Source organism: candidate division WOR-3 bacterium, from assembly GCA_029858255.1.
Taxonomy (GTDB): Bacteria; Hydrothermota; Tepidihabitantia; order SM23-42; family SM23-42; genus SM23-42.
In genome coordinates, this window is the sequence record JAOUFJ010000025.1 from 15,929 (window position 1) to 37,508 (window position 21,580).

17 protein-coding genes are annotated in these 21,580 nt (G+C 47.5%); 13 read left to right on the plus strand and 4 right to left on the minus strand.

Annotated elements, in window-relative coordinates:
* Nucleotides 1-125: 125 nt before the first annotated feature.
* The 13 genes from OEV79_09760 (at nt 126) to OEV79_09820 (ending at nt 15,097) form a co-directional block, all read left to right on the plus strand.
* Nucleotides 126-863, plus strand: coding sequence for a hypothetical protein (locus tag OEV79_09760; protein ID MDH4211715.1), 738 nt, complete (start codon nt 126-128; stop codon nt 861-863).
* On the plus strand, nt 817-3,534 hold the full coding sequence (locus OEV79_09765; GenBank protein ID MDH4211716.1) for a hypothetical protein: 2,718 nt from the start codon (nt 817-819) through the stop codon (nt 3,532-3,534). The genes OEV79_09760 and OEV79_09765 overlap by 47 nt, the downstream gene beginning before the upstream one ends.
* Nucleotides 3,534-4,352: a class I SAM-dependent methyltransferase gene (locus tag OEV79_09770; protein MDH4211717.1), complete on the plus strand. Its 819-nt coding sequence runs from the start codon at nt 3,534-3,536 to the stop codon at nt 4,350-4,352. Before OEV79_09765 ends, OEV79_09770 begins: the two co-directional genes overlap by 1 nt.
* Nucleotides 4,349-5,344, plus strand: a complete 996-nt coding sequence (queA, locus tag OEV79_09775) for a tRNA preQ1(34) S-adenosylmethionine ribosyltransferase-isomerase QueA (protein ID MDH4211718.1) — start codon at nt 4,349-4,351, stop codon at nt 5,342-5,344. The genes OEV79_09770 and queA overlap by 4 nt, the downstream gene beginning before the upstream one ends.
* A 222-nt stretch (nt 5,345-5,566) precedes the next feature.
* Nucleotides 5,567-6,298 carry a polyprenol monophosphomannose synthase gene (locus OEV79_09780; GenBank protein ID MDH4211719.1) on the plus strand — a complete coding sequence of 244 codons (732 nt, stop codon included), beginning with the start codon at nt 5,567-5,569 and terminating at the stop codon, nt 6,296-6,298.
* A gap of 15 nt (nt 6,299-6,313) precedes the next feature.
* Nucleotides 6,314-8,482, plus strand: coding sequence for a T9SS type A sorting domain-containing protein (locus OEV79_09785; protein MDH4211720.1), 2,169 nt, complete (start codon nt 6,314-6,316; stop codon nt 8,480-8,482).
* Between the two features lie 48 nt (nt 8,483-8,530).
* Nucleotides 8,531-8,872: a hydrogenase maturation nickel metallochaperone HypA gene (gene hypA, locus OEV79_09790; GenBank protein MDH4211721.1), complete on the plus strand. Its 342-nt coding sequence runs from the start codon at nt 8,531-8,533 to the stop codon at nt 8,870-8,872.
* A gap of 113 nt (nt 8,873-8,985) precedes the next feature.
* Entirely contained in the window at nt 8,986-9,654 is a 669-nt protein-coding gene (gene hypB, locus OEV79_09795) for a hydrogenase nickel incorporation protein HypB (GenBank protein MDH4211722.1), read from the plus strand.
* On the plus strand, nt 9,626-11,860 hold the full coding sequence (gene hypF / locus OEV79_09800; protein ID MDH4211723.1) for a carbamoyltransferase HypF: 2,235 nt from the start codon (nt 9,626-9,628) through the stop codon (nt 11,858-11,860). The genes hypB and hypF overlap by 29 nt, the downstream gene beginning before the upstream one ends.
* A gap of 36 nt (nt 11,861-11,896) precedes the next feature.
* Nucleotides 11,897-13,282, plus strand: a complete 1,386-nt coding sequence (locus OEV79_09805) for a hypothetical protein (protein MDH4211724.1) — start codon at nt 11,897-11,899, stop codon at nt 13,280-13,282.
* Between the two features lie 284 nt (nt 13,283-13,566).
* Nucleotides 13,567-13,785, plus strand: coding sequence for a HypC/HybG/HupF family hydrogenase formation chaperone (locus OEV79_09810; GenBank protein ID MDH4211725.1), 219 nt, complete (start codon nt 13,567-13,569; stop codon nt 13,783-13,785).
* Between the two features lie 40 nt (nt 13,786-13,825).
* Nucleotides 13,826-14,110 (plus strand): hypothetical protein, encoded by a 285-nt coding sequence (locus OEV79_09815; GenBank protein ID MDH4211726.1) that lies wholly within the window; start codon nt 13,826-13,828, stop codon nt 14,108-14,110.
* A gap of 3 nt (nt 14,111-14,113) precedes the next feature.
* Nucleotides 14,114-15,097, plus strand: a complete 984-nt coding sequence (locus OEV79_09820; protein ID MDH4211727.1) for a hypothetical protein — start codon at nt 14,114-14,116, stop codon at nt 15,095-15,097.
* A 12-nt stretch (nt 15,098-15,109) separates the two neighbouring features.
* Here OEV79_09820 and OEV79_09825 read toward each other — a convergent pair whose 3' ends face one another.
* The 4 genes from OEV79_09825 to OEV79_09840 form a co-directional block, all read right to left on the minus strand.
* Complete coding sequence (locus OEV79_09825; GenBank protein ID MDH4211728.1) at nt 15,110-15,862, minus strand: NAD-dependent deacylase; 753 nt, start codon at nt 15,860-15,862, stop codon at nt 15,110-15,112.
* Nucleotides 15,863-15,927: 65 nt separating this feature from the next.
* Nucleotides 15,928-16,521, minus strand: a complete 594-nt coding sequence (locus OEV79_09830; protein ID MDH4211729.1) for a hypothetical protein — start codon at nt 16,519-16,521, stop codon at nt 15,928-15,930.
* An 8-nt stretch (nt 16,522-16,529) separates the two neighbouring features.
* Entirely contained in the window at nt 16,530-19,643 is a 3,114-nt protein-coding gene (locus OEV79_09835) for an immune inhibitor A (protein ID MDH4211730.1), read from the minus strand.
* 176 nt (nt 19,644-19,819) lie between these two features.
* Nucleotides 19,820-21,580 (minus strand): translocation/assembly module TamB (locus tag OEV79_09840; GenBank protein ID MDH4211731.1); only part of this gene is annotated, 1,761 nt, incomplete at its 5' end.

Below are 21,580 nucleotides of genomic sequence, written 5' to 3' on the forward strand. Positions count from 1 at the left end.
GGTGTCCAAACGGCTCTACCTCGTGAAAGTCCTGCAACTGTTTCTCATTCTATCGAATGCAATAAGAAAAAGAAATTCCACTACAACAGAGTCAATTTATTAAAACAGAATAAGGTCGATCGCTCATGCAAATAGTACTGCTCTGCATATTGCTTTCAACGGGCACAGAACCGGCCGATTCCATGATATTCAGCCGAGGTTTTGACCGAATCGAGTACTACCATAATGCACTATATGCTGCTCCTCTTATTGGCAAAAGCATATTCCGGGTATACGATAGTGACAGTTTACAGGCATTCTCTTTCACGGATGAAGTTAATTACCGGATAAGGGATTTCAGACTGACACCGTTTACCATCTACATCAACCGGGGTAGCATGTTGGAGAAATACTACATCACTTCAGGCATAAGAGAAGCCGTGTTCATATCAAGTGACATTTCATCATTCGACCTCTCAGCCGCCGAGGAAATAGTTCTTGCAGACCGCAAACGACATGAACTCCTGTTCCTTGATTTTACCTATCAGGTTAAGTTCAAAATAGAGAACATCCTGATCGAAGATCTGAGGTGGCATGACGACCTGCTCTATGTGCTTACGAAGAACGGCGTCCACATCTATGACGAATACGGCAATCTCATCGAAAAGAAACCCACACCCGAAATCTGCAATAGAATCAACGTAGTGAATCACAAGATAGCGGTTTTTAACGAGAAAGCGGATTACATTTATCTTGCCGACGCGGTATGGGTGAAGAAAGAATTCCCTTACACGATCCTGGATATCTGCGAAAGCAGAGAATCGCTTATCATACTCGATGGAAATGGTACTATTGTACATGTTCTTGACCGGAACAATTTCTGACACGGTTCCGATCGATCTCGATTCAGCATACTACAGGTATGAGGTAGTTGACTATGATACAACTATCGAAAAAACAAGCGAGGTAGTAAGGTTCGACACCATCGGAGAAGACATGAGCAACCTCAGAATAAGCGGAGCGAAGGATTTTTCCTTCGATGCAAAACAGGGTTTTGACCAAGGCCTAAAAGTTGACATAGTCGGTGATGTTGAAGGCGTTGGCATCGAAGGAAACCTCTCGGATAAGGCAACGCCTTCGTCGACCGTAAGGTTATCAGAAATCGAAAGAATCAGTCTGAAGGTATTCACCAAGAATTTCTCCGGGGGTGTTGGTAATCTAACACTTGACTTGCCATTCGGCATTAGGGACGAAATCCGCGGTGCCCGGGTGGGTGTACATACGGAAGATTATGGACGGCAAATGAATGCCTCCTATGCTGTCAATCGAGGAATTTACGCACGAACACAATTCGCCGGCGAAGAAGGCAAACAGAGTCCCTATTTTCTGGAGGGTGCTGTAATCGCAGGAAGCGAACGGGTGTTTATTGCCCAGGGGATTTCACCACCAGTATTGCTTTCTCGTGACACCGATTATGATATCGATTACGAGACTGGCATAATATCGTTTACCAATAACCATGTCATAACGAGCCATACTAGGATCGAAGTCGAATATCAAAAAGCTATCGAAGATTACCTTAACACCTATCAACAGGCAGACGGCCAGTACAGCATCGGTGGAGTAGATATCCGCGGATTGTATCGCGCAAGCATTGACGATAAGAACGACCCGTTAACTTTCGTTCTAAGCCAGGAGGAAATAGACAGCCTGGCCTTGACCGGGGATAGCGCCCGTATACTACACACATATGCCGACACTTCGTCGGAAGGAAGTTATATCCTGGAGAACGACCGTTTTGTATATGTAGGTCAAGGCAGCGGCGACTATGATGTTACATTCTTCTATGTCGGCGAAGGGAACGGTGATTACATTTATGATCCGGCACTGAGCGCCTTCTCCTACCAGGGCCCCGGACTCGGCAACTACTCCCCGACCAAGAATCTACCACTGCCCCGCCGCGAGGAATTCTATGCATTCAGTACCGAATTTTATGATGCGCTTAAGCTACAAGTTTACGGGTCGAGGTTAGATAAAAACACTTTTTCAGGACTCGATGATGAAAATAACGATGGAACAGGATTCTCTGCACATCTCAATAAAACACTGGGTTTTATGACGATAGGAGGCAATTACAGCCGATACGGAGATGATTTCTTCTCTCCAAGAAGCCGTGAGGACATTGATTATAACTACGTTTGGAATACGAACGAAACTCTCGAGGAACTGGCTGATTTCTCGTTGGGCCTGGCACCGAAGGCTTTCCTCAAGATAGATGCAGGCTATGGGGTACTTAACAGGAAACACAAACGGCGGTTTGTCAATTTCCGACCATTCTTCTTTGTCTTTGGCTACGAAAGCATTGACAGTCTGAATAAGTACTCTGCTGGTTTTACCAAGCGCTTTGCCAGACTGCTTCTAATGAGCCGCTACGAAAAATATGGATCCGTGCAACTCGTTAACTATGGCACGCAGTATGAAATCACCAAGGATATCGCAATTGGTCTGAATGGCCTATTCGACAAAGACAGTACCTCTTCTGGTCTGGCAAACACCTTCAATCTCAACACACAACCTTTCAGATTGTCACTCGGGCATAGATCACTCAACGATACAACTTTCTATTTCGGCAATGCCGGTATCAACTATACCTACCGGGGATTCTCGTTGTTCAGTGATCTTCAGCAGACCCAGAGATATTCGCAGAAGCGTGACGAAACATACATTAAAGTCGATGAGGGTGAGGGCGATTATGTATACGATCCGGTCACCGACACCTACATTGAGAAAGAGGGTGGCGACTACGTCCGCAGAATCTTCCTTTTACCTGATTTCACACGTGTGATTACCCGAAATTTCGGTGTGGAGGTGGCATATAACAGGGAATTCTATGATGCCAACGGTCGCTTCTACTACATAGACGAGGAGAATTTCCGCAGCCACAGCGAGGACATAATCCTGCATCTTGCCTTGACAAGTTATGACATTTCATTACAGCTGCGCCAGGATATACAAGATGATTCAAGGTATGTCCTTGCCACGAATTCAAGTTATGAACGAGCGGTGATCCTCTCACCATCGATCAACGCTGCGGCAGGCCGATTTGAATTCCAGACAACAACCGATTTGATCGGCGAGAACGAAAAAGAACACAGGAATACCTATCGAGGGGAAATATCCTATGATGTTATCCAGCGACCGCTCGTGCGCCCAAAAGCTGGCTACACATACAGCACAATGCGCTCCCAGTACTTTTCTGAGCTTGACGTCAGACAGCACGCGCCCAAGTCGGGTCTTCTGCTCAGCTTTCCACTTCGGAGATTACGCGGCAAATTCGAGACCACCGCGGAATTTGTCTATCGCTTATATAATATGGGTGATATTCCTTTCTTCTTTGCAGCGAATGAACCTGAGGGGCTGACCACGATCTTGAGCGCGCTCGCGAGTTTCGGAGTCGGTGCAAACACAGTATTCAACCTGATCTACCGTGTCGAATTCCGCCCCGGCGAAAGACCGAACCAGAATCTGAGATTGCAGTCGAGGATAAGATTCTGATGGATGACCAGTATCGAAAATTCTACGAATCAGTAGCCGAGAAATACCCTGAAGATTCAATCGTCTATAGAACACTGAGCGGATACCTGCGGAAAAAATGGATAATGAATAAATTGCGTGACTTTCCACAAGGTAGTCTCCTTGACTGCGGATGCAACGTGGGAACACTATCGAGGAACTGGCAAAAGGGGATTGTATTCGGAGTCGACATCGCCCATGCAGTCCTCAAAAAAGGAAAAGCATTATCACCTCAAACCAATTTTGTGCAAGCCGATCTATGCGATATGAGAATGTTCAAAACAGAATCCGTAGACAGCGCGATGGTGTGCGAGGTCGTCGAACACCTGGTCACAGCGGATCGATTCTTCGAAAACCTCTACCGCACAATGAAAAAGGGCGGCCTCGTTCTCGTCACTTCACCGAACTTCACTTCGTCCAGGCCGCACAGAATCCCGCTCGGGATTTTGCGCAGCTTCGGCGTCAATCAGGGAACCGAAGGGAAACACTACCTGCACACCGCATATAAACCCGCTGAACTTGCAGCAATGGCACAGAGGGCCGGCTATACAGTCCTCGAGCAAGGCAGTTTTGAAATTGAGCTGCGCGGATGGCTGAAACCAATTACTATTTTAAGGCAGTTTCTTAACAAGGTCAGCATGCATCTTGCGCCGGCATCACGAATGCCCCAGCTGCTCGAACACGGTTTTAACAGGATCGAGCTCAACATCTTCTATGCTCTTGACACGTTCAATTTTGGTTTGTTGTTGAGAAAAATATTCAGCGAAGGACGTCGGTCGTATATCGTTGCGAAGAAATGAAACTGAGCGATTTCGACTATTCTTTGCCAAAGGAACTGATCGCTCAACATCCTCTTGAGGAACGCAGTTCCGCACGTCTCCTGGTTCTCAATCGTAGAACCGGTGAGACCATACATTCCCGATTCGATCGCATCGCTGATTTTATCCATGCAGACGATACAATCGTCCTCAATAACACCAGGGTGTTCAAAGCACGCATCATAGGTTCGAAAAAAACCGGCGGCAAGGTCGAAATCCTCCTCATCAGAGATGAAGGAGCAGGGCAATGGGAAGCAATGATATCACACACTCGGCGGCTGCGCGAAGGAATGGCCATTCATTTTGATGAAAGAACCCATGCCACGGTTAAAAGATTAACGACGGGTTCCAGGGGCATTCTTGAATTCAATGATGATGCAATGAAGATCGCTGAACAACATGGCAAGGTACCTCTGCCCCACTACATAAGACGTGAGGCGGTTCAAGAAGATGTTGATGACTATCAAACGGTATTTGCGAGAAACACCGGTTCCATCGCCGCGCCGACCGCCGGACTGCACTTTACGGAGAAACTGCTCGATGAAATTCGAACGAAAGGCACTACAGTTTCAGAGATAACCCTGCACATCGGTCCAGGAACGTTCAAACCGATAAGAAGCGAGCAAATCGAAAAGCACTGCATGGATGCGGAATTCTTCGAAATATCCGAAACCGCGCTTGCAGCAATGAGAGGTGCCAAAAAAGTCTTTGCCGTGGGAACCTCGGTGTGCCGCGCCCTCGAAACCTATGCCAGGACCGATGAGAAGAGCGCGTGGGCAGACCTATTCATCTATCCGGAATTCAAATTTCAACTGGTGAATAGCCTGATCACTAACTTCCACTTACCGCGTTCGACACCGCTGTTATTGGTCTGCGCCTTTGCAGGCAGAGATTCGGTGTTTAAGGCGTATCGTGAAGCCATAAGGCAGAAATACCGTTTCCTATCCTACGGCGATGCGATGTTGATTTTGTGAAACGAATTCAAGACTAACCACATCCGGAGTTTTAATTCTTTGGGGGTAAAAAACCAGATAATCTAAGGAATTTTTGTCAACCTATTGTCAACCTATTGATGCTAACTCAAACCCGTATCTAAGCAACCGACACGGGAAGCCTTGAAGGATTTTTCAATATGAATCTATCACGGATGCCAACTAGCGATTGACAATATTTCATCCATATGTATAATAATATGTATGCAGAAGGGGCTGGTTATTATCCCGACCTACAATGAATCGGCAAATATAAAAAAGATAATCAACATCATCCTGGCCGTCTCGCAGAAGCTTGAAGTCCTCGTGATCGACGACAATTCACCCGATAATACAGCGAAAATAATCAGAGAAATAAGAAAGAAGAACAAGCGTGTACACCTGGAGACCAGGACCAGAAAACTTGGACTGGGCACGGCATATGTAAAGGGCTTTGACTATGCACTCAAAAAAGGATATGATTTTGCCTTTGAAATGGACGCCGATTTTTCACATGACCCGATCGAGCTCCCAAACTTCATCAACCTGTTGGGCGACTACGACCTCATCATTGGCTCGCGCTACATTCAGGGTATAAGCGTGGTGAACTGGCCGATGAAACGACTATTACTGTCCTATTTTGCCTGCGCCTTTGCACGTGTCGTGACAGGAATTCCGGTGCGGGATTTGACGAGCGGTTTCAAATGCTATTCGAGAAATGCCCTGGCGCGAATCGACTGGAGGAAGTTCAAGGTCGATGGTTACGGGTTTCAGATACAGAGCGTATACTCAGTATACAAAGCTGGATTACGCCTGAAGGAAATCCCGATTATTTTCGTTGAGCGCCGGGCCGGAGAATCAAAGATGTCCAAAAAAATAATATGGGAAGCCTGGTGGCTTGTCTGGAAACTCCGGCTTCTTTCAATATTTAACGGCAAACGATACGTGAAATTATAATCTGGAGGTTATTCCTTGATACAAATCATCCTCTTGGTGTTGGCGATAGATATACAGCCCGAATACTACACCAATACCAATATTATATATGATTTTACAGGGCGCGATAGCATGATTTACTGCGCCACAAATGGCGGCTTCGTCGCTTTCAACAAACTGACGGATGTTTTCAGTGTTCTAACCAACACCGACGGACTCCAAAAGAACGAACAAAGCTGCGTGGGTCTGGATAGTTCGGGACATATTTGGACAGGTAATACGCTTGGGCTGGTACTGGTAGAGAATGACTTGAGCAGCATACTTACCTATCCGATTGAATGTCTCACATGCACCAGAATACAGGTTATCGCCTGTCTCAGGGATAGCGTCTATGTCGGCTCATCGAACGGGATTCTGTTCATCGACACGAAGGGAACACCCCTCGATTTCTCCGACGACACCCAGACCAAAATATTCGACATCGACGTTCGCTCCATCGCCATTGATGACACTTCGATCTGGGTAGGCACGGCGACCAACGGTATCATACGCTACTCAAAGGACGGTCTGCAGCACCAAGTGACATATACGGTCAACGATGGGCTACTGGACAACGAGATCAACGCACTGGCATTGATCGACAGTCAATTGTATGCGGGAACGAATTCGGGTTTGAACCGTCTCGTTTCCGGCTATTTCGATACGTTGCTCATCAACTATCAAATAAATAATATGAGTCACCTGGGTGACTCAATCATACTCGGACTCGACCAGGATCAGAAGGTCGCCTTCTTCTTTGAAGGTAATGTCACCACAATAAACAGCGGGCTTCCCTGGTACACGACAGTGCATTGTTTGCTGAATCTCCAGGATGAATTGTTCTGTGGACTCGGTAACCGCTACACTCATAACTATTTCAGCGAAGGGATCGGCCGCTACGATGCAGAAAACGGAATATGGGACATTAAGAAGAACAGATGTTTGCCGTCGAACCATATTGCGGAGATAACGGCGAACGAAAACGGGATCTTCGTGGCTTGCGGTCAACGTGAGCAAAGTGTAGCATCAAGAGGATTCGGCTGGCTGAACAACCATCATGAATGGCTCAGTTTCTCAACAGATTCCATCCTACCCTCGAATTTTGTCCACAGGTGTTCAACTGCGCCCGATGGCAGGATCTGGCTCGGTTACAACACATTTCCGGACAGCTACACGTCCGTAATGTTGTCTTGTTTTGATCCGCAAGAAGAAACCTGGTTTGATATATTCAATCGCTACAACGGGATGGAAGGGACCGAAGCAGTATGGGATATCGCTTTCGACAATGACAATACCATGTATCTCGCTCTCGGACGTCCTACTGACAAGCTGTGGCTTATTGACTCATCACTCACGACTGTCTACTATCTGGGCCCACAAACGACTGATTTCAGAATTGAGATCGCTTTGAGCTCTTCAGGCATTATCTGGCAGACGCACACCGACGCCGGGCTCTCCATGACCGATACAAAGAATACCTTGTTTGACCGCACCGATGATGAGTATCGCAACTACACAAAATCTGACGGGATTGCGTCTAACTACATGCGTGGCTGTCTGGTCGCACCGAACAACGTGCTATACGCGTGCACTGACACCGGTTTGGTCGTATTTGACAGCGCCGGGTTCATTAACAGAGATGATATCACCAATGCCGAATTGCTCGATGTCGAACTCGATTCGCAAGGGCGATTGTGGATTCTGGCGCGGGACGGCATTCACAGTCTCGATTTGTCAACCAACGTAATAAGCAGCTGGAGATTCTCAGACCTCGGCGTCGATATTAACTTTCTTGAATCAATCGCGGCGATGACACAGGTACAAGGATTCGAATTCGACCCGATAAGACGCTGCTTCTGGGTTGGCGGTGAGAACGGCCTGCTCAAACTGGCTGTCCATTACGATCCAGAAGTCGAAATCGGAGCCGCATCTGTCTACCCCAATCCGGCGACCGGTAACGCGGTTCGTATCAAGGATATACCTCAGGACGCTCGCGTCGATATATACACAATATCAGGCCGGCGCGTCGCCCAGGACCTTGTGCTTGATCTTGTCTTCGGCGAGGTCGTATGGCAAATCCCGGAAGACATTGCCAGCGGCATGTATTTCGCACTGGTGAAATCCGAACAAGGTGATCAGACCTACAAATTTGCGATCGCCCGGTAGTAGCATCTTCGCTCATCCCGCATGTAATCTGCTGAAAAGAACATCCTTATGCATGAATTCGGCGTAACCAAATCACTGGTCGACCTCTGCAATCAGGAGGCCGCAAACAATGGAATCAAGAAAGTGCATAGAATTCACTTGAAGGTTGGTAGATTCACCGGATTCTCACCAGACTCCATTCAGTTTTATTTCGAACACTTGAAGGTCAATACAAGATGTAGTTCCGCATCCATCGTATTCGAAGAAATCCCAATCAAGATCAGCTGCGGCAAGTGTCACAAGCGCAGCGTAATTGACGAGCCTGTGCTGCTGTGTCCGAATTGTGGTAGCGATAAGATCGACCTCATATCTGGCAGGGAATTTTCTGTGGCATCGATCGAAGGAGAGTGATTGCCAAAATTCTTGTCACTCAATGCCCTTTTAAACACGATATATTCAGAAACCGAGCATCATCCCAAACCAAATACTTGGGTGGTATGAGATGTATGAAAGGAGCAGAATTAATGAAAAAAATTAAAGTGCTGAAACCCGTGCTCGTTTCGAACCAACAACGAGCAAGGGAAAATCGTAACATCTTTGATCGTATAAATTGCCTCGTAATAAACATAATCGCATCGCCGGGAGCAGGGAAAACTTCGTTTATCAAGAATCTCGTAACCGGGATGAAAAAGACCTACAAGATACTGGTGATCGAGGGTGATATCAAGGGACAGATCGACAGCGAGAGCATTTCACGCCTTGGCGTCGATGTAATTCAAATCAACACGGCTACCGAGTGCCACCTCGATGCTTTTATGACCGCCCAGGTTCTGCCGAAGATCAAAAAGAACTACGATCTCATCCTGGTCGAGAATATCGGCAATCTGGTGTGCCCGGCCGAGTTTGACATCGGCGAGGATTTCAAGCTGGCAATACTATCGACTCCCGAGGGTGATGATAAGCCCCTGAAGTATCCCTTGCTCTTCCACCTTGCCAGGGTAGTCGTGATTAATAAATGCGACCTTCTGCCCTATGTAGACTTCCGCCCCGAGGTGGCAAAAAGGAACGTCCGGAAAGAAAATCCAAGGGCAGTGATATTCGAAGTTTCATCAAAAACAGAACAAGGCTTCGAAAAAGTGTTTAAGTATGTAAGCAAAGAAATAAATGCCAGGAAGAAAAAAAATAAGCATTAGGGGCATTGTCCAGGGTGTCGGCTTTCGCCCATATGTGTACCGTCTGGCGACCGAACTCGGACTCTGCGGATTCGTCCGTAACACCACCGACGGTGTTGACATGGAAATTGAAGGCGGAGAAGAAAATCTCCGCCGATTCGCTGAGATCCTGCCAAACGATAAGCCGCCGGCCGCAAGGATCGACAGCATGACAAGCACTGACCTCAAGACTACGGGGTACGACAACTTCTCCATCATAGAGAGCAAGGTCACTAGTGGCTTCACCCAGATAAGCCCGGACATAGCAACATGCGTCGAATGCCTCAATGAAATGCGCGATCCGCAAAATCGGCGCCACGCGTTTCCTTTCATAAACTGTACGAATTGCGGACCACGTTATTCAATCATCATCAATACACCCTATGACCGGGGGCGAACTTCGATGCATGGATTCAAGATGTGTACCGAATGCAGCACTGAATTCAAACAAATCACAGACCGGCGATTCCATGCTCAGCCGGATTGCTGCCAGGCGTGCGGACCGCACTACAAATTATTTTCGGTGTCTGCAAGACAGATCATAACTGATGATCCCATCTCTGCCACGGTGGAATTGCTGAAGAAAGGCAAGATCGTCGCGGTCAAAGGTATCGGTGGCTTCCACATCGCATGTGACGCTCAGATTTGTAACAGCGTTAGAAGACTCCGGCAGCGCAAGCACCGACCGACAAAACCCTTTGCCTTGATGATCAGACCTTCGCTGGTACATGATGTCGTTCATATAACGGACGAAGAACAAGAGATGTTGAATTCTCCAGCAGCACCGATCCTTTTGCTAAAGAAAAAAGAAAGCAGTATCTGCGACGAGGTAGCCCCGAAGAATCCATACCTTGGAATCATGTTCCCATACGCACCCATTCACCATATGATCGTAGAACAAATACCCTATCTTATCATGACCAGCGCCAATATTCAGGACGAACCGATCGTTAGAGATGCCAACGAAGTCAGACACAAATTGAAGTCCCTGGTTTCGTTCTACGCTGACCATGACCGTAACATTGAAAACCGCTGCGACGATTCGGTCGGCTATTTTCTCGCAGACCGGGGTTTTTCGATCATTCGGCGCTCACGCGGCTACATACCCGTGCCGATCGAATTGCCAAATCCAGTGAAGCCTACCCTGGCCGTGGGGCCTTACCTGAAAAATACCTTTGCGCTGGCAAGCGGCCGGGAAGCATACCTTTCACCTCACATCGGAGACCTCGACAACTTGGAGACGCTCCAATTCTTCAATGAAATGCTCGCAAAATATGAGCGCTGGTTCAGGATCAATCCGGAGTTGATAGTACATGACCTGCATCCTGATTATCTTTCGACGAAGATCGCACAAAGATTGCCCGGGATCAAGAGGAGTGTACAGCATCACGTGGCACATTTTGTGTCATGCCTTGGAGAAAACCGGGTGGCAGAAAAATGCATTGGCATCGCCTTCGATGGTACCGGCTACGGGCTTGACGGCAAGATCTGGGGGTGTGAGTTCTTCATCGGGGACATACAAAGCCAGCAAAGAGCAGCACATCTGCAGTACCTTCCCCTCCCCGGGGGTGAATCGAGTATCAAGAAGCCGTATCGCATTGCGGTTGCCTACGCTTATTCGCTGCTTAATGAAGAACTGCAGATCACCGGTGATGCCGAAATGAAAATAATCCACAGGATGATCGACGAAGACAGTAACGTTGTATACACTTCAAGCATGGGACGACTCTTTGATTGCGTATCCGCGGTGCTTGGAATAACCAAAGAAATAACGTATGAAGCCGAAGCCGCAATAAACCTGGAGTACATGGCTTCGCATACTACAAAAGATTACTACCCGTTCACGATCAAAGATGGCACACCCATGGTAATCGTAGTAAAGAAAACCCTGAGGGCGATACTCCGTGACATGAAGCAACGGATCCCCCAAGCGTTAATATCAACGAAATTTCACAATACAATAGCAGAGTTCTCCTTCGATGTCGCCGATAAAATAAGGAAAATCCATGGGCTGAAAAGCGTTTGCCTTTCTGGCGGTGTTTTTCAGAACCGGTTTCTCTTGAACCTGATGATCAACCGCATGGAAAAAGGTGGATTCAGAGTGTACACGCACAGGCAGTTGCCGAACAACGACGGTTGCATATCTTACGGACAGGTAATTTCCGCGAATGCGGAAAAGTGCACATAAACGTATATGTCACAAGTTTGCTGGGCGGAGAGATTTTTGGAACTAGACTGGCTCAAACGTCCGAATATTTTCTTTCTCATCTTTTTGTTCATCTTCGTGCGTGTTCCAATGCTCTTTCTGGGTTTCGGCCTGGATCCCGATGCCTGGCGTGTCGCGAATTCAGCCTTTGACTTACGCTACCACTTCGTATACCACACATCCCGGTTTCCGGGTTACCCGCTGCCTGAATTCATTGACTCGCTGCTCATCAATTTTGGGTGGACGGCAACGAACAGCCTGACCATGCTGCTTTCTCTATTGTCCGTTCTCACCTTCGCATATTTACTGAAAGAGAACAAAACAAGCAATAAGGGATTACTCACGGTAACTTACGCATTCACGCCGCTGCTCTTGATAAACAGCACCAACAGCATGGATTATATGTGGGGTCTTTCATTTGTTATATTCTCTTGGTATTTTATCGTACGCAGGAGATTCATCATTGGCGGGATAATGATGGGCCTGGCGGTGAGCGCAAGACCACAGGTGACGTTATTCCTGATACCTTTCGTGTTTCTGCTGGGCAGGAGCGATGTCCGAAAACGGCATATTATCCAATTCGTCCTGGCATCACTAGTTATATCAATCATTGCATTCATGCCAGTGTATATGACCTATGGATTTGGCTTTATTCACCATTATCCGCCGCGAACAACTTGGCTTCAAACAGGATACGGAGCCATAAAGCACTTCGGACTTCCAGGTCTGGTGGTGCTGATCTTGATAGGTGTTACATCTCTGAAGGGTTTCCGAGTGATGATGTTCAAACCTACGAAGAATGACCTTTTCATCTTGTTGTCACTGATAATAGCCTTTCTTTCATTCGCCGTGACTCCATACCATTTCGAATATTTGATTCCAATGATTCCGTTTGGGCTTGTTTTCATTTCCCGGGTCGCGAAAAAACCGCTGTTAATACTATTCTGTTGCTTCGTGCTATTACATGGATTTTTGACATTCGCCAGTATACAACACGCCGGGGAAGGTCATATCAGTATCCGCGCCGTGGATGACGGAGCGGTAATCAAAAATATCACGGCTCGCAGGAAACAAATTGCCGATGCAACAAAAATTACGGAAGCTGATGTCGCAGCTCATAGCGTGATATTGGTCGGACCCTGGCTACCGATGATTGCATACCTTGGCAATGATATTTCCTCGACAGAGGGCACGAAAAAATTGTACGACAGCAACATACAGGAACAAGGTGTGTGGAACTTCCGGCATCAGCTCTGGTATAGATATCTCATTGACCTCGATGAACTGACCCTACTGCTAAGTAACAATTTCGGGGCATACTATGTCAATGGAGTACGCGAGTATACCCGCGAAATATACGGTTACGACCTGAACGACCATGGGGCGATACTGCTTGAACTATAGATGGTTGAATGTAGTACGTTATGGTAGCTGGTGTGGACAATTGTTTTGCTTTTAGGCGTCTTTCACCTATTACACATAATCATACCCAAACGTACGGCAACACCATATAACATAAACCTTCGACATTCGAAATACAGAACGAACACCGGGCAAATCATCATTCGTTTGGCGGTAACGAAAGACGAAACGGTATCGTAATCGTATTTCGTTGGTCGTATTCGTAATCTACTTGATTTACGGCTGTTCTTGGATATAATATATGAAGAAAGGATGGAAACTGAGACATGTGTTTAGGGGTAGTTGGACGCATAGACGAGATAAAAGGCGAGACGGCAATCGCCGAAATACTGGGGGTGCGTCGTGAGATTTCTGTCGTCTTGGTCCCCGAGGCAAAAATCGGTGATTACGTTATGATACATGCCGGTTTCGCTATCAATTTGATGGACGAGAAAGACGCCCGCGAAACCGAAGAAATGATCATTGAAGTACTAAAACACTCATGATGCGCGCATACTTCTTGACATTATTGAGTGCGTGAATACCATGCTAATCGCAATTTTGTTTCTGCTTGGCAGTGACTTCCCGGTATCTGTAGAGATCGAATCGCAACACCGTCCAGTAGTGGAATTCACCAATAACCAGTTCTACACCTTTTGGCAAGACCTCCGATTCTATCCATCTGACCGCTCAACTTTTGCGGCAAGAGTTACTGAGGAGGGACTTGTCCTCGACACGAACGGTGTGCTCCTGATGCGTGACCGTACAATAAGTGTTGATGCCGCATACGACGGAACAAACTTCTTGGTTGTCGTCCAGGACAGTTGTTGAAACATGTCCGATATCTTCGGCGTGCGTGTCACGGCCGACTTGGATATCATCGATTCCTTGATAATCATCTGTAACGATGCCGGCGGTCAGACAGAACCATCCGTAACTTGGGCCGGGCAAAATTACTTCGTCACCTATCTGGATGATGTTTTTGACACGCGTGCCGGAATAATAAAAGTGCAGCGCGTAAGCCCTCAGGGAGTTATTTTGGACAATGGCAATACCGTGGGAACAGGCGACTACAATCCAGAGATAGCGTATGACGGAAATCGCTGCCTCATCGTCTGGTCCGAGGAATTCCAGGGTGTCGTTGGAAGGTTCATTGACGCGGGCGGACAACCTGAAGGTCCCAGTTTCTACATTGGGATGACCCAGGGCGTATCGACGCTACCCGCCATCAAATTCGGCAGTCAATACTACCTCATCGCATGGGCTGATTTCTGCCCTACCGGTACCGATCAGGATATCTATGGTCAACTCATATCCGTTGACGGAAATCTCATCGGCGATAGGATACTGATCGCAGAAGGGGCGGCTAACCAGAATTCCCCGTCGGTCACTTTCGACGGGAGCGACTTTCTGGTGGTGTGGGTCGAGAATCTCAACGGTATTTGCGGGCGATTCTTAACAGAGAACGGCATGCCTGTCGGCTCTGAGTTTCTCATATCAGACAATAGCGCCTATGAACGACAGTATCCGTCAGTAGAGGCTGGGACTGAATATTTCCTAACGATCTGGAACGAATTTCACACCGATTTCGACATCTATGGTAATACCGATATCAACGTTGGCATCATCGAGAATCAGGTGAGTACACCGGTGGTAGGTGTGCCGATAACAAGCGGCCAGATCAAAAAATATATTAGCAAGGACGTAAGATTGTACGACATACTCGGGAGAAATGTATCCAGAGACCGTATCAGTCCAGGTATTTACTTTTTTGAAAACGAACTCAGGGAACTCGAGAAAATAATAGTCATACGATAACTTCGCCGTTCGTTACTCCGCAGCCGAGAGAGCATTAACGATTCGCGGCAACGTCTCACCTGCTCTTGTCATTATCGAAACGTCGACAGTACGGCTGAAAGGTGTCGGTTCGAGGTTTATCTCTATCGTTCTGATACGGAGCTCTTTCGCAAGCCCGGGGATTGCAGCTGCAGGCCAGACAACACCGGAAGTTCCACAGAACACCGCCACCTGGGCTGTATTCAGATAGTCCAGCGATTCAGCCCAAACCCTTGAAGGGATAGCCTCACCAAACCAAACAACGTCTGGCCGCAACAGCCCCCCGCAATCGCATCTGGGTAACTCATGAATAGATTCGTCAATGCAGGTGAACGGATTCTCTTTTCCGCATTCAGAGCAGCGAACCCGGAAGATGTTGCCGTGGATCTCCAGCACCTTGCGTGAACCTGCCCGATAGTGCAGGTTGTCCACGTTCTGGGTCAAAAGAAGAAAACGTTCAAACATCCTCTCCAACTCAACGATCGCGTAATGCGCAGGATTGGGCTGCGCCTTAAGAATGATGTTCTGCCGCCATCGATACCAATCCCATACAAGACCCGGATCCCTCTTGAACGCATGAGGGGTGGCCAGGTCTTGCACTGAGTAGTTCTTCCACAAACCATCTGTACCCCGAAATGTCGGTATGCCGCTTTCCGCAGACACGCCGGCACCGGTCATCACGAAGACAGAAGTTGCGCCTCTCAGGATCTCAACCGCGCGTTGGCAGAGTTCTTCCTTTGGATTCAAGTTTGGATTTCGACTCGCGGGTTTATGGATTTGTCCAGCGCCGATCCGCCGGGCACGAACCGGTATTAGAATCTGTAATAGAAACCGATCCGCCCGTCATCAGTATCAAGCCCGAATTTCTTCTGCTTGCTGAAAAGCAAAACATCAACCATAGATACGATGCGGTTGATGATGGCGAATCCGGGCATAAAAGAAGCACGACGCCGGTTCTCGCGTGACCGTCTTCTCTGCTCCCAGTAGTAACTCCGGCTGCCAATACTATCCCATGCCCATTCATCTTCACCGAAATAGGCGTTGGCATCGATGTACTGCTGCTGAAGTTCTGGGTCGTTTGGAAAGTACAAACTCGCATACCGTTCCACCATTAAATTGTGATCGGCCGATGTGAGAAAATCCTCCACGGCGTCGTAATACGCATCGTCGCTACGCAAAGGATTAGCGTCGGCGTGGTCAATTGCAAACGCACGCGCGGAACCATCGATTCGCTTTCCCCAATAATTGAAACCGAAATAGGATAGCCAAATCGCACCTTCGACGATGAAGAACGTCTGGGCTTTTGTCTTGTCGCCCTGGATCATTTGTCCCAAGCCCGGAACCATGATCGACGCCATTACCGGATTTAAAGCCTGGACCAATATGAGTGAAATACCTAAAACCACAAAACCTCCTACCTCAGGACAGCAAACTTCTTGAATTTAACTTCACTCCTGCTCGCATTTTGCGCTTTGACGCGTAGTATGTATAACCCATTTGACTGTCTCGTAAAATCAAATTCTACTTCATTGTACTCATTCTGGGTTGCGCTTGACAGCACTGCCTCGCCTATCGTACGTCCGGTAATATCAAGTATCTCAACGGTAACATCCGCAGCTTCGCTCAGGAAAAAACGCGCGCGTCCAAGATTCTGTACCGGTGAAGGATACATATAGAGATTACCAAGCAACGACGCGGACACCTGAACATCCGACAACTGGCCGGTGAAATACCCTGCATTATTCGGTGCATTCATGTAACCCTGCCATGAAACCCGCGCACCGGGGAAATCCCAGACGTATAATCTTCCGTAATCACTACCGCAGGCAAGTTCGATATCTCCGTCACCATCCAAGTCGAGTATCACACCAGGACTGGAGAAACCACCTTCACCAAACAACGGAGAGAAATCGAATTCCATCTTGCGGTCGTTGATAATCTTGAGATATCCGGTTCCAAGCGAATCCGACGTCGCGAGGCCAAAGGCTATCTCCTCACTACCACTGCCATCAAGATCGGCAATGACCAGGGGATTGAGCAAAAAATCATCATAATGGATCGGAAAATTCTCAACTGACGTCCCATTTCTGTTCGCGACATATAGCGTCTTGCTGCTATTGGGCATTATGATTTCGAGAAATCCATCATGGTCGACATCTGCAAGTGCCGGCGTGTAGTAGAATATTGTATCAATCAGAATATCGAACTTCGTCTCCAGAGTATCCTTATTGTATATGTATATCGTACCGTATCCATTAATGGTCACGGCTTCGTTTTCACCATCGCGATCGAGATCACCCACAACCGGGGACGCGTAGGTGAGCATGTTATGAATTGATTCGGTGAACTCGCGAACGACACCTTCGCTGTTGAGTATCCAAAATCTGCCGTCCGAACCGAGCACACCCAATTGACGTTCCGCCTGGTCAAACACACAAGGCGTCGATATGAGTTCCGTATTCAGGTAAATCGGATATTGACTGATATTCTGCCCCCCGCTTGTGAGACAATATAGCATGCGGTCCTTGCTTCCGAATATTATCTCGTGGTCAGAATCTCCATCGATATCAAAAATCAACGGGGCGCCCACTATAACATCACCCGTAGCAAAGGGAAAATTGGGAATCGTACTCAGATCGTTGCCGTCCAGACAGACCATGTTGAAACCGGAACCGAAGGCGATATCATCCGCGCCGTCACCATTGATGTCACCCACCGCGAGAAAAGTACTGATCTGTCCAACGAGGCTGCTTGCATAGGCGCTGCCATCATGATTAAAAACATAGATACGCCCGCCATCGGTGGCGACAATAATTTCCCAATCGCCGTTGCCGTCCAGATCGCCATAACTGACTTCCTTCACGCCGACTCCGAGTTGTGCCGATACTGGAAAACCAGCCTGGTATAGATTGAAGTCCACCGAAATACCCATCACCGTATCAAGCGGCGAAAGGATTTCTATATCAACAAGTGATTTACCGTAATACGCATCGGAGTTCGGATTCGTAGAAGGGCCGAAATGATAATTCGCCTTGCCGCTATCGTCAACAAAAAACAAATCATACCTGGAGCCGTAATATTCCAAGGAATCACCAAAGTAGTATGCATCAAAATGCTGAATACCGTCTGCCTCTTCGAGATCAACACCCTTGTGCTGGGGATCAATCTGCATTGTATTACTCGCGAAGTACGCATTCACTATGTTGTCGTCGACGTGCCATATGGCAATACCGCTCGCCGGTAAGAAAAAATCAAATTCTCCATTATCCACATATACGGGCACTCCATCCTCGGCGTCAATAATGATCGTGTCTTTCTGCACTATGTCCTGCTGGCGGTTTTCGATCAGGAAGAATTCAGTTTCCGAAATAGGCACTTTGAGCATCGTCTGATCTGCCACGCTATATTGTGTGGTATCAATGGCCGAAGCCCGAATTGTCAACAGGCTTTCGGCGGAAGTGATGACGGTCGGGGTCACCCAGCCCAATACGTATCGGGGCCATGCCCCCATATTCGCAGGTATCGAGCCTTCAGGCGCACCGGCAGCGGGACTACCTACCCAACCACCTGTGCCCATCAGATCGAATGCGCCCACGCCATTAGACCAACCCGTGATATCGTACAGATCAGGCAAATTGAGGATGTGTCCGAACTCGTGAACGACGGTACCCACAGCGCCGAGCATATACTCACCCACTCGTGCCATCTCGGCGTTCACGCTGACCGGGAAATCAATGGTATCGCTTCCACCGTTCGCAAGAATGTGCGGGACACCGAGATAGAACTCAAGTGCACCGGGTGGAATCGTCGCCGAAGGTATATCACAGAATCTGAAGAAATTGATGCTCGTCTGCCACTGAGTACCAGCATGAAAGATTATGATCGCGTCATAGTCAGAAAAATCAACCGTCTCATCGAGATCTGCAGCAGCAACTGCATCAGCCAGGATGCGGACAAGCCCCATCTCCATAGCATATGTGTTGTAGTATACAAAACCATTATCGGCATCGTATTCGACGAAACCACTGTAGTATCTCATCTGATGTGGCAACTGGTAGCTGGCAAGATTATGATCGGGCTTAACGGTGTAAGTCACATTACAGTTGCCAAAAGAATTAACTTTGTAGTAATTGGTTAAGAATTCCATAGTGCGCGAAAAATAGATACCGCTGTGTGGCGGGTCGTAAAACAAACCATCATCCGGTATACCAAAACCCGTCAGATCCATTTTTCCATCGCCGGTCGTGCACACCTCGTCATCTTCAACAAACTCAACCTTCAAGACAAGAATGTTTAGATCCTGTCTGCCTTCCAGCGGTAATGGAGCCCGGAATCCCCGGAACAATCTTAGATTCGTAAACCGCCTGACCGGTATCCTCTGACTACCCATATCAGAAGCCAACTCGACCGTAAGTTCTGCGGCAAGAGGCGTTGGCTGGGGCATCTGAATTACCCGGTCCCTAACGAGTGTAATCTGCTCAGCACGGCTCAATAATGCGAGCACAACTAAAGCAAATATCCTATTCAAATTAACCTCCATCTTTTACCTAAGAATATCACTGAAAAATTCTTTCTTCCGATGATGTCGTCACGTCATCCCCGGCATTCGCACAACGACAGCACATCTGTTTCTTTTCGCTGCCATTTAACTGATTATTATAACAACAAACACCATAGTGTCAACATCGATAACTCTGACAATGTTCAAAATCTGAGCCGGTATTGATATTGAAGACTGTACTCGCCAGTGTCGTCACGCTCGACATGGATCTTATTTTTATCATCAATGAAATATTCCACGTTGAATTCGTTTGAAAAAGTTGTTATATCGTATGTGTAGGTGACGAAAAGATTACGCGAAATGTACTTTCCGACCGTTAGCTTTGTCTTTTCATTTGCCTCGAAGAAAGGTGTTTCGATTCGGAAATAATCGAGCCCCGTATATTGTTTGATTGCACGCGATACGTCGCCCTCCAACCAGGAGAGCAGACTATGGGGAATGACTTTGCTCATGTATTCGCCACGCTTGATCTGTTCAAGTTCCTGCCATGTGATATTAAGATTCAAATATGTCACGATATCCTGTTCGGTGTATTCACCGGGCGGGTCAGTAAAGAACTCGAATATCGGTTCTGAGATATGTCCGTAAAGATGCAAGATGATCTTGACACCCTCCCTCGTATCCATCTCGGCCCAGAAATCAACGTCCGGATCGATTACATCCTCGGGAATGAAAGTAACCTTGCCCTGGGTTATTGAGAGTATGTGATTCAACCAATAATAATTCCCTCGAGCGGTTTCCAGAACACCGGAAAGGTGAACTGGACCGCTCTCCTTGACGATGGAAAGTTCTCCGCCAAACTCAATATCTGCATCGCGATTCCTGAGCCATATATCTCTTTCTCCTCTAAGTCTTACATTCAACCGCCAATTATCATCGGGCGTCTCCTGCTCCTCATCGATCTTCATCCCGAATTCCAGGGGCACAACAGCTTCCTTGACTGAAATGTTCCCGTTATAATACATTACGCGATCACGCATATTCAGCGAGAAATTGCCGCTGCCTATACCGTAGGCAAAAGGAGGAAATTGAATTGGCGCATCAACGAAACTAAAATCAAAATTGAGATCTTTCACGCCAAACCGTTTCTCGAGTTTCACTACTCCACCGCCGGATATCGATTGTCCCGACAATTCCCGCCCGTTCGCCGGCGACATGAGCCCTTTGCCGGAGACAAAAACGATCCGATTGCCTTCAAACACTACGTCTGTAGTAACCGAGTCAAACTGGGATGCAATGACGCCAACACCAAATGATCCACCGTGTATCTTACCACCACCGCCAAATGAAAACTGCTGCAGGTTACCTTGAAAGCTGACTTGTCCGGTCATGAGTCCGGTCGGATTCTTTAAGAATCTCTTCAAGAAAACCAGCACCCAAACACCAACATCCTGAAATTTTGCCGAGAGATCCGAATGCTCAAGCGAGACAACGCCCCTTGCATCAAACACTTGAGCGTTATCATCATGAATGTGAAGAGAATCCACCAAGATACTCCCATTCTCGTGACGCCCGGACATTTCCAGATGCCCGTTCTTTAAACCCATAAAATCGATATTACGTGCACTGATCACTACACTGTCCTGTACAAACTCCAGATCGAGTACACCACGCATCTCTTCTCTCAGGCCCAGAAGTCTGCTGAATTTGTATAAATCAACCTCGGTGAGTTTGATCATGAAAGGCGCACTCGAGAATTCAAAATTGCCGTCGGCCAACGCCATTCGCACTTCACTGATTACGCCTTCCGTCACATCGAATTCTATCGTTTTCGTATTCCTGGTCAGAACCCGATTGTAATTGACAACCAGAGAGCAGATAGTACCTTGCAATCCCTCGCGTAATACACCTTCGACAAAGATCGTGTCTACCTTATCTGATGCAATGAATCTGAATGAACTGTC

Excerpts from the sequence above, each read along its gene's own strand:
- OEV79_09810 (MDH4211725.1), top strand. The coding sequence starts at position 13,567 with ATGTGTTTAGGGGTAGTTGGACGCATAGACGAGATAAAAGGCGAGACG.
- OEV79_09815 (MDH4211726.1), top strand. The coding sequence starts at position 13,826 with ATGCTAATCGCAATTTTGTTTCTGCTTGGCAGTGACTTCCCGGTATCT.
- hypF (MDH4211723.1), top strand. The coding sequence starts at position 9,626 with ATGCCAGGAAGAAAAAAAATAAGCATTAGGGGCATTGTCCAGGGTGTC.
- hypA (MDH4211721.1), top strand. The coding sequence starts at position 8,531 with ATGCATGAATTCGGCGTAACCAAATCACTGGTCGACCTCTGCAATCAG.
- OEV79_09820 (MDH4211727.1), top strand. The coding sequence starts at position 14,114 with ATGTCCGATATCTTCGGCGTGCGTGTCACGGCCGACTTGGATATCATC.
- OEV79_09760 (MDH4211715.1), top strand. The coding sequence starts at position 126 with ATGCAAATAGTACTGCTCTGCATATTGCTTTCAACGGGCACAGAACCG.
- hypB (MDH4211722.1), top strand. The coding sequence starts at position 8,986 with ATGAAAAAAATTAAAGTGCTGAAACCCGTGCTCGTTTCGAACCAACAA.
- queA (MDH4211718.1), top strand. The coding sequence starts at position 4,349 with ATGAAACTGAGCGATTTCGACTATTCTTTGCCAAAGGAACTGATCGCT.
- OEV79_09765 (MDH4211716.1), top strand. The coding sequence starts at position 817 with ATGGAAATGGTACTATTGTACATGTTCTTGACCGGAACAATTTCTGAC.
- OEV79_09770 (MDH4211717.1), top strand. The coding sequence starts at position 3,534 with ATGGATGACCAGTATCGAAAATTCTACGAATCAGTAGCCGAGAAATAC.
- OEV79_09780 (MDH4211719.1), top strand. The coding sequence starts at position 5,567 with ATGCAGAAGGGGCTGGTTATTATCCCGACCTACAATGAATCGGCAAAT.